At 72.2% G+C, this 20,023-nt stretch carries 16 protein-coding genes, 1 tRNA gene and 1 pseudogene; 10 read left to right on the top strand and 8 right to left on the bottom strand.

Going from position 1 to position 20,023, the window contains the following annotated elements:
* Positions 1 to 171: 171 nt before the first annotated feature.
* The 5 genes from SERN_RS05475 to SERN_RS05455 form a co-directional block, all read right to left on the bottom strand.
* The gene (locus SERN_RS05475) at positions 172 to 2,958 is read right to left on the bottom strand and encodes a glycosyl hydrolase 53 family protein (protein WP_135849140.1); all 2,787 of its coding nucleotides are present in this window, start codon (positions 2,956 to 2,958) and stop codon (positions 172 to 174) included.
* Positions 2,959 to 3,105: 147 nt separating this feature from the next.
* A complete protein-coding gene (locus tag SERN_RS05470; protein WP_135849139.1) occupies positions 3,106 to 4,047 on the bottom strand; it encodes a sugar ABC transporter permease in 942 nt (313 codons plus the stop codon).
* A gap of 1 nt (position 4,048) precedes the next feature.
* The gene (locus SERN_RS05465) at positions 4,049 to 5,692 is read right to left on the bottom strand and encodes an ABC transporter permease subunit (RefSeq protein ID WP_135849138.1); all 1,644 of its coding nucleotides are present in this window, start codon (positions 5,690 to 5,692) and stop codon (positions 4,049 to 4,051) included.
* A gap of 79 nt (positions 5,693 to 5,771) precedes the next feature.
* The gene (locus SERN_RS05460) at positions 5,772 to 7,052 is read right to left on the bottom strand and encodes a sugar ABC transporter substrate-binding protein (RefSeq protein ID WP_135849137.1); all 1,281 of its coding nucleotides are present in this window, start codon (positions 7,050 to 7,052) and stop codon (positions 5,772 to 5,774) included.
* Between the two features lie 121 nt (positions 7,053 to 7,173).
* Positions 7,174 to 9,273, bottom strand: a complete 2,100-nt coding sequence (locus tag SERN_RS05455) for a beta-galactosidase (protein ID WP_135849136.1) — start codon at positions 9,271 to 9,273, stop codon at positions 7,174 to 7,176.
* Positions 9,274 to 9,507: 234 nt separating this feature from the next.
* Between SERN_RS05455 and SERN_RS05450 the strand changes: the two genes are divergently transcribed.
* Together SERN_RS05450 and SERN_RS05445 are read left to right on the top strand one after the other, a co-directional pair.
* Positions 9,508 to 10,533 (top strand): LacI family DNA-binding transcriptional regulator, encoded by a 1,026-nt coding sequence (locus SERN_RS05450; RefSeq protein ID WP_233251497.1) that lies wholly within the window; start codon positions 9,508 to 9,510, stop codon positions 10,531 to 10,533.
* A 60-nt stretch (positions 10,534 to 10,593) separates the two neighbouring features.
* Positions 10,594 to 11,415, top strand: coding sequence for a MerR family transcriptional regulator (locus SERN_RS05445; protein ID WP_135849135.1), 822 nt, complete (start codon positions 10,594 to 10,596; stop codon positions 11,413 to 11,415).
* Positions 11,416 to 11,434: 19 nt separating this feature from the next.
* On the opposite strand, the gene SERN_RS15255 is transcribed toward SERN_RS05445, so the two are convergent.
* Positions 11,435 to 12,316 (bottom strand): hypothetical protein, encoded by an 882-nt coding sequence (locus SERN_RS15255; protein WP_158292572.1) that lies wholly within the window; start codon positions 12,314 to 12,316, stop codon positions 11,435 to 11,437.
* A gap of 233 nt (positions 12,317 to 12,549) precedes the next feature.
* Positions 12,550 to 13,505: pseudogene (locus tag SERN_RS05430) on the bottom strand (ADP-ribosylglycohydrolase family protein).
* Between the two features lie 144 nt (positions 13,506 to 13,649).
* Here SERN_RS05430 and SERN_RS05425 point away from each other — a divergent pair.
* The 8 genes from SERN_RS05425 to SERN_RS05390 all read left to right on the top strand — a co-directional run bounded on the left by SERN_RS05425 (position 13,650) and on the right by SERN_RS05390 (position 19,821).
* Positions 13,650 to 14,285 carry a helix-turn-helix domain-containing protein gene (locus tag SERN_RS05425; protein ID WP_158292571.1) on the top strand — a complete coding sequence of 212 codons (636 nt, stop codon included), beginning with the start codon at positions 13,650 to 13,652 and terminating at the stop codon, positions 14,283 to 14,285.
* A gap of 123 nt (positions 14,286 to 14,408) precedes the next feature.
* Positions 14,409 to 15,569 carry an ABC transporter substrate-binding protein gene (locus SERN_RS05420; protein ID WP_135849131.1) on the top strand — a complete coding sequence of 387 codons (1,161 nt, stop codon included), beginning with the start codon at positions 14,409 to 14,411 and terminating at the stop codon, positions 15,567 to 15,569.
* Positions 15,569 to 16,933, top strand: a complete 1,365-nt coding sequence (locus SERN_RS05415) for an amidohydrolase family protein (RefSeq protein WP_135849130.1) — start codon at positions 15,569 to 15,571, stop codon at positions 16,931 to 16,933. The genes SERN_RS05420 and SERN_RS05415 overlap by 1 nt, the downstream gene beginning before the upstream one ends.
* Entirely contained in the window at positions 16,930 to 17,697 is a 768-nt protein-coding gene (locus SERN_RS05410) for an ABC transporter ATP-binding protein (RefSeq protein WP_199241519.1), read from the top strand. Before SERN_RS05415 ends, SERN_RS05410 begins: the two co-directional genes overlap by 4 nt.
* A complete protein-coding gene (locus tag SERN_RS05405) occupies positions 17,694 to 18,527 on the top strand; it encodes an ABC transporter permease (RefSeq protein ID WP_135849129.1) in 834 nt (277 codons plus the stop codon). The genes SERN_RS05410 and SERN_RS05405 overlap by 4 nt, the downstream gene beginning before the upstream one ends.
* A gap of 45 nt (positions 18,528 to 18,572) precedes the next feature.
* Complete coding sequence (locus SERN_RS05400) at positions 18,573 to 18,893, top strand: thiamine-binding protein (RefSeq protein ID WP_135849128.1); 321 nt, start codon at positions 18,573 to 18,575, stop codon at positions 18,891 to 18,893.
* Between the two features lie 3 nt (positions 18,894 to 18,896).
* A complete protein-coding gene (locus tag SERN_RS05395) occupies positions 18,897 to 19,436 on the top strand; it encodes a hypothetical protein (protein ID WP_135849127.1) in 540 nt (179 codons plus the stop codon).
* 43 nt (positions 19,437 to 19,479) lie between these two features.
* Positions 19,480 to 19,821, top strand: coding sequence for a hypothetical protein (locus SERN_RS05390; protein WP_135849126.1), 342 nt, complete (start codon positions 19,480 to 19,482; stop codon positions 19,819 to 19,821).
* Positions 19,822 to 19,899: 78 nt separating this feature from the next.
* Here SERN_RS05390 and SERN_RS05385 read toward each other — a convergent pair.
* Positions 19,900 to 19,983, bottom strand: a tRNA-Leu gene (locus SERN_RS05385).
* Positions 19,984 to 20,023: the final 40 nt, after the last annotated feature.

Raw genomic sequence — 20,023 nt, 5'->3', positions numbered from 1 at the left:
CTGCCCCGACGGCCGCCCCGCGACGGGTCGACGGCTCGCTCAGGGAGGACGACCTGGCCCGCGCGGCGGCCGGCCCGGGCGTCGCCGCCCCCGGACAGCACAGCGCCGGGCCGGTCCCGAAGGACCGACCCGGCGCCGTCGTGCTCACCTCACCCGAGGTTCACACCAGGGTCAGACCCCCGCCTCCATCACGTCGTGGTGGAAACGGAACAGGAACGCGGCCATGGCGTCGCGCGCCACCGAGTTCAGAGGCTTGTACTCGGACGTGTTGTCGTTGCCGACCCAGCCCGTCGCCACGCCCGACTCGAGCATCCACGTGATCTCGTGCGCGAACTGGTTCGTCAGCGACACGTCGACGAACGGCGAGACCGCCGGCAGCTCGTGCTCGGGCTCACCGGCCGCGCGGTAGAGGAACGCGGCCATCGCGTCACGGGCGATCGGCGCGAGGGGGCGGAACTCGGCGCCGGCGGGCGTGGCCCACCCGGTCGAGATGCTCTTCTCCGACAGCCACGCGATCTCCCGATAGAACTGGTCGGAGGTCGCGACGTCGACGAACGGCGACACGGTCGGAGCCGTGTACTCGTCGTCCCCGAGCAGGCGGAACAGGAACGCGGCCATGGCGTCGCGCGCGATCGGGGCGAGCGGGCGGAACTCCGCCTCACCCGTGACGGGGTCGACCCACCCGGTCGAGATCCCGGCCTTCGCGAGCCACGTGATCTCCGTGCGGAAGACGTTGTCGTCGGCCACGTCCGTGAACGCGCGACGCTCGACGGCCGCGAGGGCGGCGGTGAGCTGCGCGGCCGCGCCGTCCACGCTCGCCTGCGACGGCGTCTCGGACTCCAGCACGAACGACGCGCGCACGAGGGCGGCGTCGACGACGGCGAGCGACTCCGGCGTGAGGGTCGCCCGGTCGAGCGCCTCCGCCTGCGTCACGAGGCCCTCGAGCGCCGTCGTGTCGAGCTCGACCTCGTCCTGCACCGCGACGAGCGAGAACTCGTCGAGGCTGCCCCACGCACCGGAGCTGAGCGTGCCCTCGGCGCGGACGACCACGACGCCGTCGGCGCCGACGTTGATCGGGTCGGTGGTCGGCGTCTGCCAGACCTGCCACCCCTGCAGCGTGAACGGCGCCCGGACGGTCGAGATGCCCGACTGCGCGGAGATCGACAGGGTGTCGTTCGCGCCGGCCGCCCCACCCTGCGCCTTGGCGGAGAGCTGGTAGCGACCCGGGGCGACGCCCTCGACGCGCTGCTCGATCGAGAAGGAGTAGGCGCTGCCGCGGTAGAAGTTCGCCGAGCGCGTGCCCGCGAACGGGTTCTCGGTCCCGCCGACCGTGATGCCGGCGCCGCCGACCGTCCAGCCGGTGTTGCCGCTCTCGAAGCCGGGGTTGGTCACGAGGTTGGTGCCCTGGTTCTCACCGCGGACGACGACGGTCGCCGTCGCCGCGTACCCGGCCTGCGTGGTGCCGCGGACCGTGTACGTCCCGGCGCCGTCGATCCAGGCCAGCTCGTCGGACCACTCGACGGTCTGCTGCTCGCTCGTGCCGTCGTTGTAGCTGACCTGCACGGAGGTGGGGAGCACGACGGCCTCACCGGCGAGCACGCTCACGCGCGGGGACTCGACCGACTCGACCTCGCGGGGCGCGATCGACCCGGTGCGTGCGTACTCGTAGACGCGCAGGGACTCCAGCGGCTTGCCGGAGAAGTCGAACAGCGCCTGGTTGTCCCAGCCGGAACCGCCGTAGACGTCCTTCCACTCGCTCGCGGGCATGCCCTCGTACCAGCCGGGGCCGGTTCGGTCGTAGAAGTCCTGCGCGTAGGTGGTCGCCCAGCCGGAGCCGTCGCGCTGCCAGAGCGCGAAGTTCTCGTCGAACGTCTCGGGCGGACCGACCGGGAGCCAGGCCGGCTCCCAGTAGAACGTGCCGATGCCCTTGCCGTCCGGCACGTTCGCCACGGCCTGCATGACGTCGCGGACGGCGAGCGCCTGACCCTGGACGCTGGTGGAGTACGCGCCGTTGGTGCTCTTCACGGAGTTGGGGGTGCCGTCGCCGTCCTCGAGCGTGCTGACCCAGGACGTCTCGGCGACCGCCACCTCCTTGTCGTACGTGGTCGCGATCTGCGAGAGCACGTTCGTCAGGTTCTCGGGCGTGCCGTGCCAGAACGCGTAGTACGAGCTCATGAACACGTCGTAGTCCACGCCGCGGGTGTCGAGCTCCTTCGCGACGGATGCGTACTGGCCAGCGCGCTCGGGGTTGGTGAAGTGCACGGCGACCTTGACGTCCTCGCCGAGCGTGTCGCGCACGGCGCGCGAACCGGCGTCGAACAGGTCGGCCGTCTGCGCCCAGCCCCGCGTGCCGGCGATCTCGCCGCTCGTGGTCTCGTTGCCGATCTGGACCATGCCGATGTCGACGCCGGCGGCGTCCATCTGCTCCAGCGTGTCGACCGTGTAGTCGTACAGCGCCTGGATGCGCTCCTCGTGCGTGGTGTCGGCCCACGCGCGGGGCACGTACTGCTGACCCGGGTGCGCCCAGAAGTCGGAGTAGTGGAAGTTGACCAGCACGCGCATGCCGGCCTCGGTGGCCCGCACGCCGATCTCGGTGGCGCGGTCGGCGTCGACGCTGCCCGCGCCGTAGCCCTTGGTCGGGTCGGACTCGAGGAACGGCTCGTTCCAGACGCGGATGCGCGCCCAGTTCACCTCGGCGTCGGCGAGCACCTCGAAGAGGTCGGCGTCGTTGCCCTCGAAGTCCTGGAACGTCACGCCGCTCTCCTCGAGCGACAGGATCGAGGAGAAGTCGGCGCCGTTGATCCAGTCCTCCCCCATCCCGGTGACCTGGGGGACGGTGATGCCGGCCTCGATCGGCGCGGCGGGGGCGGGCGCGGCGGCGGCGGGCACCGCCATTCCGGCGGCGGCGAGCGCCGCGGTCGCCATCGAGGCGACGGCGAGCTGGGTCCTTCTGGGCATGGGAACCTCTCGTGGATCGTCGTTGATCACCCGCGCCGCAGGGGACGGTGCGGGGTCGTTCGGGTACGGCTGGGACCGAGCTCCCGGGGACCGGCCGGCGCGGCCAGTCCCCGGGTGCCCGGGGATCGGGGGATCAGGGCGCGGAGATCAGCCCTTGACGGAGCCGGCGGACAGGCCGCCGACGATGTAGCGCTGGAGCGACAGGAAGAGCGCGAGCACGGGCAGCGCGGCGATCATCGACCCGGCCGCGAACAGGCCCCACCGCGAGGTGAGCTGGTTGGAGACCCACTGGTACATGCCGACGGCGAGCGTCCAGTTGTCCTCGGACGTCAGCACGATGCGGGCGAGGATGAAGTCGCCGAACGCCGAGATGAACGCCAGCAGCCCGACGACCGCGAGGATCGGCACGACCAGCGGGATGATGAGGCGCCAGAACACCTGGGCGTGCGAGGCGCCGTCGATCCGGGCCGCCTCGTCGATCTCGATCGGGATGGTGTTGAAGTACCCGTACATGAGGAACGTGTTCGCCCCGAGCGCGCCACCGAGGTAGACGCAGATGAGGGCGAGCTTCGAGTTCACGCCGAGCTCCGGCACGACCTCGCCGAGGGCGATGAGCAGCAGGAACACCGCCACGAAGGCGACGGTCTGCGGGAACATCTGGATGATCAGCAGCGACGTCAGCGACGCGCGGCGGCCGCGGAACCGGAAGCGCGAGAACGCATAGGCGGCCGCGCCGCCCATGGCGACCGCGCCGATCGCCGAGGCGCCGCAGACCACCAGGGTGTTGACCACCCAGGTCCAGTACATCGTGCCGCTGAGGGCCTCGAAGTTGACCGTGCTGAGGTCGGAGAAGAGCGAGCTGGAGCCGGCGAGCGAGCCGCGGCTGCTCAGGGCCGCCGAGAGCGCGTAGACCAGGGGGAAGGCCGCGTAGAACACGATGATCGCGGCGAGCGGGTACTTCCACCCGACCTCCTTCCACCAGCGACGACGGCGGCCGGCGCGGCGCTCGTCGTCGGACATCCCGCGGCGGGGGGCGGTGGGCGTGGCCGAGGCGGCGGACGCGGGGACGGTGCTGGACGGGCTGGTCATGTCAGATCTCCTCCAGCTTGCGGGTCTGCCGGAAGGCGAGCGCCGAGACGACCCCGATGACGATGAAGACGACGATCGACAGCGCGCTCGCCAGGCCGTAGTCGGCCCGACCACCCGCGACGCCCGAGATCTGGTAGATCGCGGAGATCAGGATGTCCGTGGAGCCCAGCGGCACCGAGGCGCCGGGGAACGTGGGACCACCGCCGGTGAGCATGAAGATGATCGTGAAGTTGTTGAAGTTGAACGCGAACGACGCGATCGCGAGCGGCGCCGTCGAGACCATCAGCAGGGGCAGGGTGATGGAGCGGAACTGCCGCCACCGGCCGGCGCCGTCGATGCGGGCGGCCTCGGCCACGTCGCCGGGGAGCGCCTGCAGCGCACCCGTGGTGACCAGCAGCCAGTACGGGTAGCTGAGCCAGAGGTTGACCCACAGCACGGCGATCTTGGCCAGCAGCGGATCGCTGAGCCAGCCGATGTTCGCGCCGAGGAAGAACCAGTCGTTGATGACGCCGAACTCGGAGTTGAGCATCCCTCGCCACAGCAGCGCCGACATGAAGGCCGGGAACGCGTACGGGAGGATGAACACGGTCCGGATGATCTTGCGACCGCGGAGCCGTTCGTCGTTGTAGATGAGCGCGAACAGCAGGCCGAGCCCGAACGCCGTCAGCACCGAGAGCCCCGCGAACGCGAACGTCCACAGCGCCACCTGGAGCAGTGGTCCGGCGTAGGCCGAGTCGGTGAACGCGCGCTGGAAGTTCTCGAACCCGACGCCCACGTACCAGCCGGCGGCGAGACGGTCGCCGTCGGGGCTGACGAAGCTGCCGCGGCCGTCCGGGGAGTAGGTCACCCCGGTGGCGGTGTCCGTGAGCGTCTCGGCGGCGGCGTCCCACTCCAGCGTGGAGAGGTAGACCGTGCCGGTCGAGCCCTCGCGGGTGCGGATCGAGCCGTCGTCGGCGTCGTCCGAGACCGGCACGCGCAGGCTCGTGACCTGGGCCTGCAGGTCGGCGTCGCTGAACAGGTCGGCGCGGGGCACGACCTCCCAGCCCGGCACCTCCACGGGGGTGCCGCCCTCGTTCACGACGACGCCACCCACCTCCTCCAGGGGTGTGTCGAGCGTGCCCACGCTCACCACGCCGTCGGCGTCGGTGATCGCGAAGCCCAGCTCGTCGCCGTCACGCACGACCGCGAGCGGGTAGGACGGGGAGTCCTCGACCCGCTGCTCGTTCTGGATCATGGCCGCGTCCACGGCCTGCTGCTGCGACCCGAGGTGACCCGTGCCGTAGTTCGTGAAGGCGACGTAGCCCGTGTAGAAGAGTGTGAAGACCTGGAACACCGCGAGGAAGATCAGCCCCGGGTAGAGGTACTTCATGGGAACGGCGCGCTTGGAGAAGTAGATCCAGTCCGCCACCAGGAGCAGGACGACCATGACGCCGAGGATCACCCAGGACTGCGCGCGGTAGGCCGTGAGGATGGCCGCGAGGCCGATGGCGTTCACGAGCATCATGAGCAGGAGCTTCACGAGGAAGCCTCCGCCCGGGCCCTTCCAGCTGCGCGCGTGCGACTCGCGCGGCTCGCGCGGCTCGCGCGGCTGACGCGGCTCGGCGGCGCGGGCGGGTCGGACCGCGTCGTCCTGATTGATCGTCATGCTGACTCCTGGTTCGAAGAGGCGCGTCCGGGGCGGGCTCGCGCGCTGGTGCGGGCGTGCCCGCCCCGGACGGGGTGCATCAGTTGGCGAGCGCCGTCTCGATGTTGCCGACCATCGTGGGCCAGATGGTGGCGGGGTCCTCACCGTTGATCAGAGCGATCTGGACGGGGTTCCAGAAGTCCCAGACGGCGCCCATCTCGGGGATGTTCGGCATCGGGACGCCGTTCTGCGCGGACTCGAGGAAGCCGGCGATGACCGGGTCGCTCGCGACCTCCTCGGCGACGGCCGTGAGGGCCGGGATGCGCGGGTCGGCCTCGTACAGGGCCTGCTGCGCCTCGTCCGTGGACATGTAGTTCGTCAGGAACTCGTTGGCGAGCAGCGCGTTCGAGGACTGCGCGGACAGGTAGAAGCCCTGGACGCCGACGAACGGGGCAGCGGTCTCGGGGCCGGCCGACGGGATCGGCCCGACCGCGACGTCGACACCGGCGTCCTGGAACGTCGGGATGGTCCACGGACCCTGGACGATGAACGGCGACTGGCCCGAGGCGAAGAGCTCGTTGCCGATGTCGTAGTCCACCGTGTTGGTGAAGTACCCCGTGCCGGCCGAGCCGTTGTCGTAGAGGAACTGGGCGAAGTCGAGGCCGCCCTGCCCGCCCAGGCCGACCTCGGCGAGGTAGGAGCCGGACTCGTCCTGCTGGAAGACCGGGGCGCCGAACGACGTCTGGAAGCCGTAGGACGTGTACATGTCGCCGTCGGCACCGGCGGTGTACAGGATGAACGGACGCTCGGCGAAGCCGGCGTCGGTCGCCATCTGGATCATCTCGTCCCAGGTGGCGGGGGTCTCCTCGCCCACGAGGGCGGTGTTCTGGATGAGGCCGACCGCCTCCTGCGCGTACGGCAGGGCGTAGAGCTGGCCGTCGTAGGTGAGCGCCTCGACCGTGACGGGCTCGAAGTCGTTCACACGGTCGCCGAGGTCGATCGTGTCGACGACGCCGGACTCGACGAACTCGCCCAGCCAGTCGTGCGCGCCGATCGTGATGTCCGGGCCCTCGCCCGTGGGGACCTGGGACAGGAAGTCGGCCCGGAGGTCCTCGAAGTTCTTCTGCACGACGGTGACGGTCGCGCCCGTGTCGGCCTCGAAGTCCGCGGCCGCGTCCTTGATGGCCTGCTCGCGCTCGGCGTCGGACCAGATGGTCAGCGAGGCGCCGGCGGCGTCGCCGCCGCCGGTGCTCGACTCGGTCGCGGACTCGCTGGCGGAGCCCGTGGCGGTCTCCGCCGGGGCGGCGTCGCCGCCGCCGCACGCGGACAGGGCCAGGACGGCCACCGCCAGCGGCGCGATCATGACGAGGGACTTGCGCATGGCAACTTCCTTTCCGAGGACGCGCGATCGGCGTCGTCGTGGTCAGCGGCCACATCGTTGCGGCCGCCGTACTGCGGGTTCTGCGGGTACTGCTGGGTCGTGCTGGAACGTGCTGGTCTCGTCAGCGGCCCGCGAGGGCCGCACCGGCGAGGCTGGGGAGCCCCTCCGAGGTCGGGGTGGTGGCGCTGCGGTCGAGCGCGGGGGTGGTGCGCACGACGGCGACCGCTCCCGCCGGGAGCGTCAGCTCGCCGTCGATCTCCGCGCCGGTCAGGAGGTCGGTGCCCGTCGCCGGGACCGCCGCGTCCGCGAGCGTGTGGTTCACGGCGACGACGTAGCTCGCCTCGGCGGCGTGCCGCACCATGACCTCCACGCCGTCGGGCGTCGTGGCGGGCGTGATGCCGGCGTCGGCGTAGACCGCGGCGAGCACGGGCGCGAGGCCCGCGACGTCGAGCGTCGTGCCGACGTACCAGCCCACGCCCTCGCCGTGCTCGTGCCGCGTGACGGCCGGGCCGCCGGTCTCCGGGCCGCCCTCGGGCGCTCCGGAGTAGGTGGCCCAGGCCTGCGCGCCCGCCAGCGCGAGGTCCTCGGTCCAGTCGCGCGAGACGAGAGAGGTGGTCGAGTCGCCGTCGACGACGTCGATCGTGATCTCGTCACCCTCGCGCAGCGGCCGGTACTCCTCGACCACGAGGCCGAGCGCGTCGCGCAGCGGAGCGCCGAAGCCGCCCGCGTGCACGGTGTCGTGCTCGTCCACCGCGGCCGCGAAGGCCGAGACCAGGAGCGTGCCGCCGCCAGCGACGAACGCCGTGAGGTTGTCGGCGCTGCGCTGCGTCAGCAGGTAGGAGGCGGGGGCGACGACGAGGCGGTAGCCCGAGAGGTCGTCGTCCGGGTGGGCGAAGTCCACCGGGACGCCGTCACGCCACAGGCGCTCGTAGTAGGTGCGCATCCGCTCGCGGAACGACAGCGCGTCCGACGGACGCCACTCGAGGTCCTGGGCCCACATGGACTCCCAGTCGTAGAGGACGGCGACGTCGGCCTGCACGCGCGAGTCCTGCACCTCGCCGAGGCGGCCGAGCTGCGCACCGAGCTCCGTGACCTCGCGGAAGACGCGGCTGTTCACACCGGCGTGCGGGAGCATCGCGGAGTGGAACTTCTCCGCGCCGGAGCGGGAGGCGCGCCACTGGAAGAACATGATGCCGTCGGCGCCGCGGCCGAGGTGGGTGAGCGCGTTGCGGCTCATCTCGCCGGGACGCTTGGCGATGTTGCGGCCCTGCCAGTTCACGGCGGAGGTCGAGTGCTCCAGGAGGATCCACGGGCGGCCGCGAGCGACCGAGCGCGTGAGGTCCGCCGACAGCGCGAGGGCGACGTGCGCCTCGGGGTCGGGCGACCACAGGTAGTGGTCGTCGGAGACGATGTCGACCTCGCGGGCCCACTTCCACAGGTCGGTGTTCCAGGACTGGTGCGCCATGAAGTTCGTGGTGATCGGCTGCGTGGCGCGGGCGCGGATGGTGTCGCGCTCGAGGCGGAAGCAGTCGCGCAGCGCGTCGTCGGTGAAGCGGGCCCAGTCGAGCTTCATCGAGGGGTTGATCGTCGACGGCGTCGCGGCAGGGGCCACGACGTGCTCCCAGCGGGCGAACCGCTGGCCCCAGAAGGCGGTGCCCCAGGCGGCGTTCAGCGCGTCGAGCGAGCCGTAGCGCTCCTGCAGCCAGGTCTGCCAAGCGACGACGGCGCGGGGCGAGAAGTCCTCGGCCACCGGCACGCCGTACTCGTTGTGGACGTGCCACATCACGACGGCGGGGTGGTCGGCGTAGCGGGCCGCGAGCACGCCGGCGATGCGGACGATCGCCTCGCGGTACTCGGGTGAGGCGTGCGAGGCCATGCCGCGAGAGCCGAAGCCCTTGACGACGCCGTCGGCGTCGATGACGCGGGCGTCGGGGTAGGTCGCGAAGAACCAGGCCGGCGGGGAGACGGTCGGGGTGCCGAGGTCGGCCGCGATGCCGTTCGCGTGCAGCAGGTCGAGCAGCTCGTCGAGCCAGGCGAAGTCGAAGACGCCCTCCTCGGTCTCGAGCATCGCCCAGGAGAAGATGCCGACGCTGACGAGGTTGACACCGGCCTCGCGCATGAGGGCGACGTCCTCGTCCCAGACCTCGCGGGGCCACTGCTCGGGGTTGTAGTCGCCCCCGTAGGCGATGGACCCGCTGACGGGCCACAGAAGTTCCGGCATGACACTCCATTGAGTCGAACTGGGTCGTGCACCGCTGATGCAGCTGGTGGTGCGGTACATCCGAACTGTGCACGGTCACAGCCTGTGACCGTGCACAGGTTAAGCACGTCCGGCCGCTCCGCGCTACCCGCTGTCGCCTCCGTGATGCAACTGTGACCGTGAACAGTCCTCTCGGCCGTGGTCGCGCGTCCGGTCGCGCCCTGCCGCCGTCCGGGGACGGCTAGAGTCCCCCGTGTGACCAACAGCGAGGTGGCTGCACCGATCCGTCGCCGCCCCACGATCCGCGACGTGGCGGCGGCCGCCGGCGTCTCCCGCGGCACCGTCTCCCGGGTCATCAACGGCGGCCACTGGGTCTCGCCCCCGGCGCGCGAGGCCGTCGAGAAGGCGATCGCCACCACCGGCTACCGTGCGAACCAGCACGCCCGCTCCCTCGTCACGGGTCGCAGCAACTCGCTCGCCTTCCTGCTGACCGAACCGCAGGACCGCCTCTTCGCCGACCCGACCTTCCCGCTGCTGCTGCGCGGCGCGGCGGAGGCGCTCACCACGCGGTCCATGACGCTCGTGGTGCTGGTGGCCGGCACCCCCACCGAGCGGACCAACGCGGCCGACTACATCGCCGCCGGTCACGTCGACGGCGTGCTGCTGATCTCCTCCCACGAGAGCGACCCGATGCTCTCGCTGCTGCTGGACCTGCACGTCCCGACCGTCACGTGCGGCGTCCCGCTCGGCTACGCCGGCCGCGTGCCGTCCGTCTCCGTGGCCGAGGCGAACAGCGCGCACACGATGGTCGCGCACCTGCGCGAGCGCGGACGCCGTCGGATCGCGATGATCACGGGACCGCTGGACACGCCCGGTGGTCGCTACCGGCTCGAGGGCTACCGCGAGGAGCTGGGCGCGGACTACGACGCCTCGCTCGTGGTGCACGGGGACTGGACCCAGGACTCGGGCACGGCCGGCATGGAGGAGCTGCTGCGCCGCGCGCCCGACGTCGACGCCGTCTTCGCCGCCTCCGACCTGATGGCCGCGGGCGCGATGATCGCGCTGGGACGGGCCGGGCGGCGGATCCCCGAGGACGTCGCGCTCGCCGGCTTCGACGACTCCGGCCTCGCGCAGGCGCTGGATCCCGCACTGACGACGATGCGCCAGCCGTTCGACGACATCAGCGCCGAGATGGTCGACACGCTGCTCGGCATGATCGACGACGGCCCGGTGCGCTCCGTGACGCTGCCTGCCACCCTGGTCGTCCGCGACTCCACCTGATCCGCGAGGTCCTTTCGGGCGTTCCCGAGGCGTTTTCCGGGCACGCTTGACCCTCACACCGTGTCAGGAGCTGAGGTGGTCACCGTGGAGAGCATCGGGGAGCTGGCGCAGCGCACGGGGACGTCCCGGCGGATGCTGCGCCACTGGGAGGAGCTGGGGTTGCTCGCCCCCGCCGAGGTCGACGACCGCACGGGCCGCCGTCGCTACGCCCCCGCCCAGGCGGGACGGGTCCGCGCGATCGTCGCGCTGCGCTCGAGCGGCTTCGGGCTCGACGCGATCGGTGACCTGCTCGCCGCGGGCCTGACGCACGAGCGCCTGCTCACGCTGCTGCGCGAGCGGGAGTCCGAGCTCGCCGCCCGGATCGCCGAGGCCTCCACGGCCCTGACGCAGGTGCGCTCGCGCCTGCGCGCCGTCGAGGAAGGACACGCCACCACCATGACCACGACCGAGCTCACCGACCTGCCAGAGATCCGCCGCACCGGCGTGGCCGAGACCGTCACCGACGAGACGGAGATCCCCGGCGCCGTCGCGCGTCTGCTCACGCGTCTCGGGGTCGACGGCGCAGCACTCCCGCACGACGTCCTGCTCGCCTACGACGGCACGACCGACGAGAGCGTCATCACCGTCAGCGCCGCGCTCCTCACCCCGGAGGCGGACGACGCCGGAGCACCCCTCGCGCCCGCCGCCGCCCCGGTGATGCTGCGCGCAGCGGAGGCGGCCGCCGTCGTCCACCTGCCCCGGCGGCCGGCGAGCACCGCCGACGCGTGGATCGCCGTCGACGACGCCGCGAGCGCCCGCGGCCGCCGCACCACCGGTCCGTACCGCCAGGTCCTGCACGCCGACGGCACCGCCACGCTCGCGGCGCCGACCGTCCCGGCGTGACCCGGCGGCGCACCGACGCCTAGCGGCCGTCCGCCCCCGCGCCCACGCCGATCTCCTCGAGCGCGAGCACGGCGAGGTGCGGCCGCCCGTCCTCGTGCGGCTGCGGCATCACCTTGACGACGAGGCGGAACACCCTTCCCTCGGCGACCTGTGCGAGCTCGGCGTCGAGCGCCGAGACGTGCACCTGCGACGACAGCTCGCCTGCGGTGGTCGGCGCGTTCGCCCCGACGGCGGCGCTGAAGGAGCGCGGTCCTCCGTCGTCGAGCTGCAGCACCTCGGCGTACAGGCTGAAGCGCTCGCCCGCGTGCGCGGCCGGGTCGGCGGCGACGGCGGCCCACCCCGCCTCGTCGACGGGCCCGATCGTCGTCGGGTCGACGGGCTCCGGCGTCGGGGGCAGAGCCGCCGCGTCCTGGGCCTCGACCGCGGTCGGCGCCGTGGGGGCGGCGACGGCGTCGAGCCCGGGGCCGGCGTCGGTGCCACCCAGGTCGAAGACCCCGGCACCCAGCGCCCCGCCGATCGCGATCGCCACGAGACCCGCCGCCACACCGGCGGCCACCGGACCGCGGCGGGCCCGGTTCCGCGCACGGCGGGCGTCGGCGAGCGCGGCGGCCTCGCGTGCAGCCGCCCCGGCCGCGACCAGCTCGGGGAACAGCGAGTCGCGCTCGATCGAACCCGAACGCCAGTCCTCGAAGTCCGAACGCGGCTGCACCGCGGCGCCGTAGGTCGTCCCGTAGGAGGCCACGACGTCGTCCGGACGCGGGGGCACGACGCTGACGCGGGCATACGCCCCGCTGGTCGGGCGGGTGACGCCCCACTCGGCGGGCGGCGCGGGCGGCGAGGCCGGCGAGGGGCTCGTGTCAGCACCCGGAGCGGGCGTGACGGAGGGCTGGTCGTCGGGCATGGAGGGTCCTCGTCATTCCGGGTCCGTGGAACTGAACTCGGACGATTCATGCCCGAACTGAGCACAACCTAAACGACAATCGACATTCTCGCCCGCCGAACACGGCCGTCAGGTCTCAATCGCCACCGCCCAGCCATCAACGGGGTCGATCAGCGGCGCCCAGCACCGCCGATCCACCCCGCCACCAGCATCGGGACCGTTCACGGCAGGTGTAGAGGAGCACCGCCACAAGCTCAGCCCCGCACGATCTCCAGCGCCATCGCCCGCACGTCGTCCGCGCGCACTCCCGGCCACCCGTGCAGCATTTCCAGCCAGCGCTCCGGAAGCGCGGTCGTCCCCCACCGCGCACCCAGCAGCGCTCCGGCGATCGCCGCGACGGTGTCGGTGTCGTGCCCGATCCTGATGGCCGTCGTCAGCGACGCCACGAGGTGGTCCGACGGCGCGGCCACCGGCACCGGCGTCTGCACGACCGCGGACCACGCCGCCTGCAGCGCCCCCACGGTCCAGGCGTTCGTCGTGAAGGTCGACGGCGCGGCCTCCTCGGCCTCACGCAACCGCGCCCGCCACACGTCGGCCCGCGGGACCCACGCGGCGACGTCGTCGAACACCGGCGTCTCCCCCGCCAGCACCGCGTGCCGGACCAGCAGGCACCACAGCGCGCTGGACTCCCCGCGTCGGCCTCGACGTGCGTGAGCGCCGCGACGGCCAGCGCCGCCTGCACCAGCGCCTCCGGATCGTCCAGGTGCGCGAGCGCCACGGGCGCCGTCCGCATCAGCGCCCCGTTGCCGGCGCTGCGTCCGGTGCGTGCGTGCACGGCCGCGGCGGCCTCGCGCATCCGGGCCGCGGAGGCGTCCGGGCCCGCGAGCTGCAGCACCGCGCGGGTCTGGATCCCGACGTCGGCCGGGCCCTCCGCGAACCAGCGCGCGAACCCCGCCGCCACGACGTCGAGCGCCCGCTCGGTCCGCAGGTCGCCCGCGACCGCGCCCCGCGCGACGGCCACCGCCTGCGCGGTGTCGTCCGTCCACTCCCCCGGCGCGAAGTTCCCCAGGCCGCCGCCGATCATGCCGGGCTCGAGGTCGGGCGCAACGGCGGCGAACTCGTACCCGGCACCGAGCGCGTCGCCCAGGGCGGAGCCCAGCAGCGCGGCGACGGCGCGGTCCTCCTGGTCGGCTGTCAGCGTGAGCGTCATGGGCCCACGCTAGCGACGCCGTCGGTAAGCAACATGTTTACTGTCAGGCAACACAACGGTTACAGCCGAGGTCTTCCGAGGAAACACCTCCCTCCCTACGGTGGAGCCACGGCAGTAAACGCCGTGTTCACCGAAGGAGACATCGTGACCACCACCACCGACACCGCCGCTCTCGGTCAGCGGGTGCGCGACCTGCGGGCGCAGACCGGCGTGTCGATGCGGGCCCTCGCGGCCCGCGCGGGGGTCAGCGCCGGCTACATCAGCCAGATCGAGAACGGCCAGGCCAACCCCAGCCTCGCCGTCATCCGCTCCATCGCCGAGTCCTTCGGCGTCACGTGGCTGGAGCTGTTCCAGCCCACCCCGCGACACGGACGCGTGCTGCGGCGCGAGGACCGCCCGAGACTCTTCTCGGACGGGAACGTCGCCCACTACGGCATCACCCAGCCCCCGGTCGGCAACGTCGAGGTCCTCGTGACCGAGTACGCGCCCGGCCAGGGCACGGGCGCCGACGACTACACCCACGGCGACTCCCAGGAGATCTGCCTCGTGATCCGCGGCAGCCTGGAGTTCACCGTCGACGGCGAGACCACCGTCCTCGACGCCGGCGACAGCATCGAGTACCGCACGAGCGTCCCCCACCGTCTGGTCAACATCGGCGACGACGTCGCCGAGGCCGTCTGGGTGGTCACGCCACCCTCGGTCCCGGGGCTCCGGCAGCGCCACACCGAGACCGGCGACACCGGGTCACGCGACACCGCGTCCCGCGACACCGAGGCCTGACGCCGTCGGCCCGCCCGGGGCCGACCCGCACCTGCCCAGCCCCGCAGCACCACCGCACCGACGACCCCCACCGGGGGTGCGCCGTCGATCCCGCACACCTCTGATCGCCCCCAGGAGAACCTCATGTCCCTGTCCCTGTTCCGTTCCTGTTCCCGCACCCGCACTCGTTCCCGCACGAGCGCCGCCGTCGCGGTCCTGCTCGCCACCTCCCTCCTCGCCGCCTGCTCCGGCGACTCGGGCGGCTCGGGCGGCTCCGCCGACACTTCCGGATCGGCCGGCGACTCCGCCGAGCCCACCAGGGTCCGCTTCGGCCTGCCCACCCAGATGGGCGCCAACAACTCCCCGATGGCCGTGGCCGAGCACCTCGGCTACTTCGACGAGGAGGGCATCGACCTCGAGATCGTTCACACCACCGACTCCACCTCGATCGTCCAGGGCATCAACACCGGCGCCCTCGAGATCGGCTCCACGCCGCCCGAGCCGCTGTGGCAGGCGATCGAGTCCGGCAGCGACCTGCAGCTCGTCTACAACTACATCCGCCAGCAGACCGGATCGATCGTCTCCCTCGCCGACGGGCCGATCCAGGACCTGTCCGACCTCGAGGGCGCCTCGATCGGACAGTCCAGCCTCGGCAGCAGCAACCTGCTCCTCGCGAACGGCATCCTCGACTCCGTCGGCTTCACCGAGGGTGAGGACTTCGACAACATCGCCGTGGGGACCGGTGCGGCCGCGCTGCAGGCGCTCGAGGCCGATCAGGTCCAGGCGCTCTCGCTGTGGGACACCGAGTACGCCGCGTTCGAGGCGACGGGGGTCGAGCTCAACTACTTCACGACGCCGGAGGTCGCCTCGCTCTTCTCGACCACCTACTTCACCTCGCCCGACTACCTCGAGGCGAGCCCCGACGTCGTGGAGGGCTTCGGCCGAGCGATGGCGAAGGCGACGCTCTTCACCGCCACCAACCCCGAGGCCGCGCTGCGCATCATGTACGAGGACTTCCCCGCCACCCGCCTCGCGGGCGTCTCCGAGGACGAGCAGCTCGCCACCGACCTGACCGCGCTGGAGCGGCGCATCGAGCTCCTCACCGCCGACGACCCCGAGGGCACCGCCACGTGGGGCGCCTACGCACCGGAGGCCGTCACCGCGTGGGCGACCTTCGCCGTCGACAGCGGCATCGTCCCGGCCGAGATCGACGCGCAGGCGCACGTGCAGAACCTGCTCGTCGAGGGCTACAACGACTTCGACGGCGAGGCCGTCGTGGCCGAGGCCGCGGGGTGGACCGAGTGATGACGGCCCCTCCGACCTGGACCGAGGGCGTCCCCGCCATCGACCACCACTCCCACGCCGGCTACGTCCGGCCGGGGCAGCACGTCTCCGGCGTCGACCACTACGTGCTCGAGAACGCGATGGGCCACGTGGAGGGCCACGTCCCGCACGCGGACTACCAGGCGTACATGGGCCTGGTCGAGCGGGGCGACGACGGCGGCGCGGCCGCCCTCGGCGAGCGGCTCGGCATCCCGGCGCTCGTCGCGGCCAGCCGCGAGTTCCAGACCACGACGGTGCACGCGGTCGCGCTGAAGGAGGGCTGCGAGGCGCTGTACGGCCCGGTGGCCCCGGAACTCCTCGACGAGGTGAGCCGCCAGGCTCGCCTGGACGACCCGGTCGGCCTGTACGACCGAGCGCTGCTGCTGTCGGGCACGGCGAGCGTGCTCACGGACATCCCCGAGATCGACGCCGAGACCTGGCCGCACGAGCGGTACAGGCCCATCGCCCGCATCGACCCCTACCTGTTCCCGTTCGGACACCCCGCGTGGACCGGACGCGGGACGGACGCACCGCGCTTCCGGCGGATCTTCTTCCGGGTGCTCCAGCGGCAGCTGGAGCTGAGCGGCACGGCGCTCCCGACCACGCTCGAGGCGTACACGGAGTTCGTGATCGCCTCGCTCGAGCGGCGCCGCAGCGAGGGCTTCGTCGGGCTCAAGATCGCCTCGGCCTACGTGCGCACGCTGGAGTTCGTGCGCACCGACGTCCCCACGGCGCGCGACGCGTGGCGGACGCTGAGCGCCGGCGCCGACCGGCCCTTCGACGGCCGTGAGGCCGAGGCGGACCTCGACCCCGCCGCGCACAAGGCGCTGGCCGACCACCTCGCGTTCGTCATCGCCGAGTGGGCCGTCGGGGCGAGCATGCCCGTGCAGATCCACACCGGTTTCGGCCACACCGAACCGGGCCTGCGGATCTCGACCGCGAACCCGCTGCTGCTCGAGTGCCTCATCGGCGACCCGGCGCTCAACACGCTGCAGATCATCCTCATCCACGGCGGGTTCCCCTACTCCTCCAACCTCACCGCGCTCGCGCAGATGCACGGCAACGTTCACCTTGACTTCTCGTGGATGCCGTACCTGCAGCACCACACGGTCACGCGCGTGCTGGAGGAGTGGCTCGAGCTGCTGCCGGCGAACAGGGTCATGTTCGGCACTGACACGGGTTCCCCCGAGATGCACCTCGCCTCGACCCTGCGCGCGCGGACCGCGCTCGACGGCGTGCTGGGCTCCGGCGTCGCCGACCGGCTGTGGACACCGCGGCAGGCCACCTGGCTGGCCGAGCGGGTGCTGCACCGCAACCTGTGCGACGTGTACGGGATCGACCTGTGAGCGCGCTCGTCGAGCTCGACCGGCTCAGCAAGGTCTACTCCACGCGCACGGGCGACGTCGTCGCGCTGCAGGGCATCACGCTGACGATCGACGAGGGCGAGTTCGTCGCCGTCGTCGGACCGTCCGGCTGCGGCAAGACGACCCTGCTGAAGATCCTCGCCAACCTCGAGCAGCACACGGGCGGCACGGGCATCCTCGGCAACCGCGAGCTCGGCGGGAAGGCGTCCGACGACGTCGGGATGGTCTTCCAGAAGGCCACGCTCCTGCCGTGGCTCGACATCCTCGCCAACGTGCTGCTCCCCGTCACGCTGAAGCGGCGCGCGAGCGCCGCCGACCGCGAGGCGGCCATGGACCTGCTGCGGATGGTGGGGCTGGAGGAGTTCGCGCACAAGCGCCCCGACGAGCTGTCCGGCGGGATGCAGCAGCGCGCCGCGATCTGCCGCGCGCTGGTGCACCACCCGTCGCTGCTCCTCATGGACGAGCCCTTCGGGGCGCTGGACGCCATGACCCGGGACGCGCTGAACGTCGAGGTCAACCGCATCTGGCGCGAGACTCACAAGACCGCGGTCCTCATCACCCACTCCATCCCCGAGGCGGTGTTTCTGGCGCAGCGCGTGATCGTGATGAGCGCCCGCCCCGGTCGGATCGTGGAGGAGATCGAGATCCCGTTCGGCCGCGAGCGCACGCTCGAGCTGATGGGCACCCCCGAGTTCGCGGCGCTCAGCGCCCGGATCCGACGAGACTTCGAGGTGAAGGCAGCATGACCGCGATCGATGCGAGCAACGCATCCGCCCCCTCCGACGCCGCGGTCCTCGCCCGGCCGGCGCGCACGGGCTGGACCCCGCGCCGGCGCCAGCTCGTCGGCTCGACGAGCGTCCTGGCGGTGCTGCTGCTGGCCTGGCAGCTCCTGCCGCAGGCCCTCGGGACGCCGTCCTACGTCGTGCCCGTCCTCAGCGACGTGCTGGTCGCCCTGTTCGACCCCGCGGCGTTCCCGCGGTACCTCGAGGCCGCCGGGGCGACGATGACGGAGGTCGGGCTGGGTCTCGCGATCGGCGTCGGGCTCGGTCTCGCGCTGGCCATCACGCTGGCACAGCTGCCGACGCTCTACGGGATCGTCTTCCCCTACGTCGTGGCGATCGAGTCGATCCCCAAGGTCGCGATCGCGCCGCTGTTCGTCATCTGGTTCGGTTTCGGGCTCTCCTCCAAGGTCGTCGTGGTGGTGCTGCTGGCGTTCTTCCCGGTGCTGGTGAACACCATCCACGGACTGCGCTCGGTCGACCGCGACCAGGTCGACCTGTTCCGCGTCAACGGGGCGACGCCGATGCAGGTGCGGCTGCGCCTCCTCGTGCCCGCGTCGCTGCCGCAGATCTTCTCGGGACTCGAGCTCGCCGTCGCGGCGTCGATGATCGGCGCCATCGTGGCCGAGTTCGTCGGCGCCCAGAAGGGGCTCGGCGTGCTGATCCTCCAGGCGCAGGGCCGGATGGAGACGCCGGCGGTGTTCGCGCTGCTGATCATCCTGTCGGCGCTCGGCATCGGGCTGAACGTGCTGGTGAGGCTGCTGCGGCGCCTCGTGGTGACGTGGGAGCGCCACTGATGCCACCCGCCTCCCCGGGCGTCGCGGCGGACTAGCGTGGTGCGCATGCTGATCGCCTTCTCCGTCGCCCCGTCCGGTCCCGGCGAGATCCCGCTGGAGGGCGACGGCGGGTCGGTCGCCCCCGCCGTCGCCGCGGCCCTGCGCGTGGTCGAGGCCTCCGGCCTGCCGTACCGCCTCGAGTCGATGTTCACCACGCTCGAGGGCGAGTGGGACGAGTGCCTGGCCGTCATCAAGGAGGCGACCGACGCCGTCGCCGCCTACGGCTCGCGCGTCAGCCTCGTGATGAAGGCCGACATCCGCCCGGGTCGGACGGGCCAGCTCACGGCCAAGGTCGAGCGGGTCCAGCGCCTGCTCGAGGAGGGCTGAGCGGTGCCTCGCACCCCACGCGCGCTCGGCGCCGTCGCCCTCGTCCTCGCGCTGACGGGCCTCGCGGCGTGCGACGCGGACAGCGCGCCTGACCCCGACGCCTCGGGCAGCGCCGAGACCGCCCCGACCGACAGCGATGGCGACGGCGCGAGCGCCACCACCACCCACACCGTCGAGGAGCTGGGCATCGAGCTCACGCTCCCGGCCGACTTCGCCGAGCAGCCCTCCGAGCTGCCCCTCACGCTCGAGCGCGCCGACCCCCGCGCGATCCTGTCGGTCGACGGGTTCGGCTCCCCGATCCCGCTGGACGACTACCCCGCCCGCGAGGGTGAGGAGGTGTCCACGTCGGTGATCGACGGCGTCGACGTGCTCGTCGTCGAGAACGCCCAGCTCGAGGGCCTGCCGCCCGACGTCGAGGCCAACACCCTCCTGGCCGACAACGGCGCACGGTCCTTCAGCCTGATCATGTCCGGCGCGCCGGACTCCCTCGCGCCCGCGTGGGAGCAGCTGATCGACGGACTGGTCCTCACCCCCGACGCCTGAGCCGGCCCCGATCCCACCCGGACGCGTCACCTACCGTGGGCACATGGCCCTCCGCTACAACCCGCCGCCCTCCTGGCCCGCGCCGCCGCGCGGCTGGACGCCCACGCCGGACTGGACGCCGCCCGCGGACTTCCCACCCCTGCCGGAGGGCTGGGAGCTGTGGATCGACGACGACGCCCCCGCTCTCACGACCGGCCCCGCCGACCCCGGCGACCCCGGCGACCCCGGCGCCACCGAGGCGGCGCCCGCCCCCGTCGTCGCGCAGGCGCACGCCGAGGAGGCGAAGCGCCGTCGCGACAAGCAGACCTGGACGCTCCTGATCATCGGCGGCCTCATCGCCGTGGTCGTGATCGGCGAGGGCCTCTTCCAGATCCTGCGGGGCTGACCGCCCGGGGCCGACCAGCGCACACCCGAGGACGACGAAGGCGGGACCCCGACACCGGGATCCCGCCTTCGACCGCTGTGCGCAAGGGGGGAGTTGAACCCCCACGTCCTTTCGGACACACGGACCTGAACCGTGCGCGTCTGCCTATTCCGCCACTTGCGCGTGGTGCGTCCCCTGCAGGCAACCTTTCGATTCCCACGGG

This window comes from Serinibacter arcticus (genome assembly GCF_004786095.1).
GTDB classification, from domain to species: domain Bacteria; phylum Actinomycetota; class Actinomycetes; order Actinomycetales; family Beutenbergiaceae; genus Litorihabitans; species Litorihabitans arcticus.
This window is presented reverse-complemented; position numbering and strand designations above follow the sequence as displayed.